The sequence below is a fragment of the Nocardia alni genome (genome assembly GCF_019038435.1).
Classification (GTDB): Bacteria; Actinomycetota; Actinomycetes; order Mycobacteriales; family Mycobacteriaceae; genus Nocardia; species Nocardia alni.
Genome location: NZ_JAGPOX010000279.1, coordinates 1 through 3,372, shown reverse-complemented (window position 1 = coordinate 3,372; position 3,372 = coordinate 1). Strand labels below are relative to the sequence as shown.

The window sequence follows — 3,372 nt, the reverse complement described above, 5'->3', positions numbered from 1 at the left end:
ATAATGACCCACCCCGACGCCCCCACCTTCGACCTACCCCGCGACGACCTGATGCGTGCGGCCGCCGCCATCCGCACGGTAGCCGCCGCGATCCGTACCGTGCGTGAACGCCGGGGCCGCGCCGCGTTCTCCGACCCCGAGCACGCCGCCCGGCTGCGCGCCGTCGCCGGGCGAAACGCGCTGTTGCCCTTCGACTCCGCCACCGCCCGCGAATGGAACAACGTCGACCGCGAAGACCTCATCGGTGGCGCCGCCCACCCCGACACCGGCATGACTGTCCGCGTCACCGAACTCTCACACGGCCGCTACGGCGTACAGGCTGGATGGGACAGCGACCATGTCGAAACCGTCGTCGGCGACCAACACCTCGCCCGCCAGCTCGCCGAGTGGCTAATGGCCGATCCGACCGTCGACCGGCTCGACGAACTCCGTAATGCCCTCGACCCCCGCTTCCACCGCCCGGCCGCCGACCGCGTTTCCGCCGCCCAGGCATGGGGCCGACGCCACGACCCACTCTGGCTCTCCCACTGGCGCAACCCCGACGATCTGGTGCGTGCATGGCGCCGGGCCACCGGCCGGGATCCCGCATTCAACACACACCTCGCCGCCGCCCGCGCCAATGCCGCAGCCGCCGACCCCGACTGGTACCGGCAATGGTGGCTCCGCCACAGCGACGCCCCCACCCCTGGCGCGCGGCACCTCGCCGAACTCGAGATCATCCGCCGTCACGGCAGCACCACCCGCCGACCCGGGGCCACCGCACCCACCGGCGACACCAACCGCCAGCAAGCCACCACCGACCCGTCCGGACCCCAGCAGGCCTCGGGCGATAACCAACCTCCAACCGACGAACAAGCGGTCCCGGCCGCCGACCCTGACTTCGAACAGGCGCGAACCTGGATGCGTGTCAACGATCCGGAGTGGTATGACCTCTGGTCGGCCCACTACAGCTGGGCCGACACCCGCGAGAGCCTTCGCGCCTTACAGGACGAGTTGCTATCGCGGTGGCGACGCCGCGAGACCAGCGACCCCACCGCAACCCACGCCGGTAACGATCTCGTCCGCACCCCCATGACCCCGGTTCAGGCCGCCATCCTCACCGACGCCGGGCGGCAACCCCACCCGGGGCTCACCTGGGTCGAAGCCTCACTGCTCATCGACGAAGTCCGCGGCACTCGCCGCGGGGAGAAAGCCCGCGGATGGCTGCTCGAGCACGGCCTCAGCGACGAAGCCGCCGACCGTGCCATCGCCGCCGCCCTCGCCAAGCTCCACCCCGACCACACCACCGAACCGACCTCTCCCGCGCAAACCCCTTCGGCGAGTGAGGACATCGCCGACTGGTTCCGCACCAACGACCCCGTCTACTTCCGGCACTGGAGTGATCAGCAAGCAAACGCCCGCGACCAGTCCCGCGGTCAACGCCAGCTCGAAAAGCTCTGGGCACAGCTCACCGGCCGCGATCCCGCCTTCACAGCCGACCTCGCCGCGGCCCGCTACCAGGCCGCCAACAACGATCCCGACGCCGTACGCCAGTGGGGTCAGGATCGAGCCGCCGCAACGAGCCCCACCGCGCGCCACGAACTCGACCTCCAGTTGATCCAACGCTGGCATCCCTCACAGAGCTTCCGGCCCGACAACTACTTCCATACCGAGCCCACCCCGACACTCGCGCAACTGCTACGCGGCCGCGTCCCCGACCGCGTACTCGACCACCCGCGATGGTCCACCGCGGAAGAAACCTTCACGAACTTGATCGAGCGCGGAGCACAAGCGGGCACTCTCGCCGATGCCGTCGCCGCCGTGGACTTCGACAACGGCGGCATCCGCGCCCCCAGCGGCTACGCCTCATGGCTCATGCACAAAACCGCGAAAGCCACCATCCCCGAACCGGGCAGCGAAGCCGACCGCCGCCGCCTGGTCGCCGACTGGCTGGCCGACGCCGACCCGACCAACCCGATCAACCGCAGCCTCGCCGCCCAACTCGTCGGCGAATTCGACGACGATCTCGACGCCGACATCGCCCGCGCGTTCCCCGGCATTCTCGACGGCGACGCCCATCACCACAGCCACTACGAGGACCACCCCGACACCACCTTGCTCGAGGTGACCAGCCGCGTCTTCGTCGCCGACATCGAGGGCACCGTCCACCCCGCCTTCCGCACCGCGGACCACATCCTCGCCGTGGACACCCACGGCCGAACCGACATCCTCGCCTCAGTCGACCGAACCTTCATCGCCGACAACCCCACCCAAATCTCCTACCGCCGTCCCGAACCCGACGAACCACAGAGCACCGCATCACCAGCCGAGCCCACCGACACTAACGACGACGACACGCTGAGCCGCGCCGAGGCACCGTTAACCCCACTCCTCGACGAAACTGCGGCGAAGGCCGAACCCACCCGCCGCCAGCAACGTCCTGCTGGCAAGACCAACACCCGCAAACCCGAGCCGTCTCACCGGCGCCGCACCTCTTGATCCTCCTCCGCTGCCTCCGACCGTTCCGGCTGGATAGTATTACGGCAGCTCCAGACGAATCTCGTACGCCGTCAACAGATGCTGCTGGTTCCGGCCAGACTGCACGGGTACCGCATCGACTCTGGCCGGGAAGACATTGCACTCGTGTCACACTCGCGCGAATATGTTGCAGTAGACGGATTCGCGGCCCTTTCCATCGTGTCACCGCCCAGCGCGTCACGATTACATGATGGACGCCGAGGATCTGATCCCTGCCCGGATGGTGAACGAGTGCGTCTACTGCCCTAGCTTGCTTTACCTGAAGTGGGTCCAGGTACGGTTCGCCAACAATGACGACACCCGCATTGGACGTCAGGCACAGATCGTGACCACCGGACACCGCCGCTGGCTACCGCCCACCGGTCCTCAAATCGTCTGACACCCAACCACAACCATGACAATTGCCACACACAACCGATCCACTGACACCCCAGACTCGGTACATTCCGTGCACGAGCGGCATGCACATCGACAACAGCACAGTGATCATCTGCGAGCGGTCCAGCGGTACCCCGACACGCCTTCACCGCTCGCGCCCAGGTCAGAAGGGTTATCCCACACGGGGTCGCACATTACCGCACTCGGCGTGTCGAACCCATCCTCCGGACCGCTCGCAAAGTCAAGCATTCCCGCAAGTCACACCCACCAAATTCACAGAGCCCTGCCTCCGGCCGTTCCGGCCGGACTCCATTGCGGCCTGGCCGACGTGGCCCCGGAACTTCCCGAGACCGAATTCCTGCCTCCGGCCGTTCCGGCCGGACTCCATTGCGGCCAGCCCTCGGTGATCATCGTCGACGGCATCAACGCAGCCTGCCTCCGGCCGTTCCGGCCGGACTCCATTGCGGCCCGTACGAC

General features: G+C 67.6%; 2 protein-coding genes. Both read left to right on the top strand.

Going from position 1 to position 3,372, the window contains the following annotated elements:
• Nucleotides 1–2,478, top strand: a 2,478-nt coding sequence (locus tag JZ791_RS43690) for a hypothetical protein (RefSeq protein ID WP_216903798.1), incomplete at its 5' end; no start/stop codon positions are given.
• A gap of 229 nt (nucleotides 2,479–2,707) precedes the next feature.
• Nucleotides 2,708–2,896: a hypothetical protein gene (locus JZ791_RS43685; protein WP_216903800.1), complete on the top strand. Its 189-nt coding sequence runs from the start codon at nucleotides 2,708–2,710 to the stop codon at nucleotides 2,894–2,896.
• The last annotated feature ends 476 nt before the right edge of the window (nucleotides 2,897–3,372 follow it).

Coding starts and splice junctions, on each gene's coding strand:
- JZ791_RS43685 (WP_216903800.1), top strand. CDS start 2,708: ATGGACGCCGAGGATCTGATCCCTGCCCGGATGGTGAACGAGTGCGTC.